At 57.1% G+C, this 1,328-nt stretch carries 1 rRNA gene; it reads right to left on the reverse strand.

What is annotated here, in order from left to right:
• Positions 1-1,328, reverse strand: a 16S ribosomal RNA gene (locus IEX43_RS20160); the annotation flags it as partial.

Genomic DNA, 1,328 nt, shown 5'->3' on the forward strand with positions numbered 1-1,328 from the left:
GTCCCAATCGCCAGTCCCACCTTCGACAGCTCCCTCCCACAAGGGGTTAGGCCACCGGCTTCGGGTGTTACCAACTTTCGTGACTTGACGGGCGGTGTGTACAAGGCCCGGGAACGTATTCACCGCAGCGTTGCTGATCTGCGATTACTAGCGACTCCGACTTCATGGGGTCGAGTTGCAGACCCCAATCCGAACTGAGACCGGCTTTTTGGGATTAGCTCCACCTCACAGTATCGCAACCCTTTGTACCGGCCATTGTAGCATGCGTGAAGCCCAAGACATAAGGGGCATGATGATTTGACGTCGTCCCCACCTTCCTCCGAGTTGACCCCGGCAGTCTCCTATGAGTCCCCACCATCACGTGCTGGCAACATAGAACGAGGGTTGCGCTCGTTGCGGGACTTAACCCAACATCTCACGACACGAGCTGACGACAACCATGCACCACCTGTAAACCGACCGCAAGCGGGGCACCTGTCTCCAGGTATTACCGGTTCATGTCAAGCCTTGGTAAGGTTCTTCGCGTTGCATCGAATTAATCCGCATGCTCCGCCGCTTGTGCGGGCCCCCGTCAATTCCTTTGAGTTTTAGCCTTGCGGCCGTACTCCCCAGGCGGGGCACTTAATGCGTTAGCTACGGCGCGGAAAACGTGGAATGTCCCCCACACCTAGTGCCCAACGTTTACGGCATGGACTACCAGGGTATCTAATCCTGTTCGCTCCCCATGCTTTCGCTCCTCAGCGTCAGTTAATGCCCAGAGACCTGCCTTCGCCATCGGTGTTCCTCCTGATATCTGCGCATTTCACCGCTACACCAGGAATTCCAGTCTCCCCTACATCACTCTAGTCTGCCCGTACCCACCGCAGATCCGGAGTTGAGCCCCGGACTTTCACGGCAGACGCGACAAACCGCCTACGAGCTCTTTACGCCCAATAATTCCGGATAACGCTTGCGCCCTACGTATTACCGCGGCTGCTGGCACGTAGTTAGCCGGCGCTTCTTCTGCAGGTACCGTCACTTTCGCTTCTTCCCTACTGAAAGAGGTTTACAACCCGAAGGCCGTCATCCCTCACGCGGCGTCGCTGCATCAGGCTTGCGCCCATTGTGCAATATTCCCCACTGCTGCCTCCCGTAGGAGTCTGGGCCGTGTCTCAGTCCCAGTGTGGCCGGTCACCCTCTCAGGCCGGCTACCCGTCGTCGCCTTGGTAAGCCATTACCTCACCAACAAGCTGATAGGCCGCGAGTCCATCCAAAACCACAATAAAGCTTTCCACCCCCCACCATGCGATGAGGAGTCATATCCGGTATTAGACCCAGTTTCCCAGGCT

The sequence above is a fragment of the Pseudarthrobacter polychromogenes genome (assembly GCF_014644495.1).
Taxonomy (GTDB): Bacteria; Actinomycetota; Actinomycetes; order Actinomycetales; family Micrococcaceae; genus Arthrobacter; species Arthrobacter polychromogenes.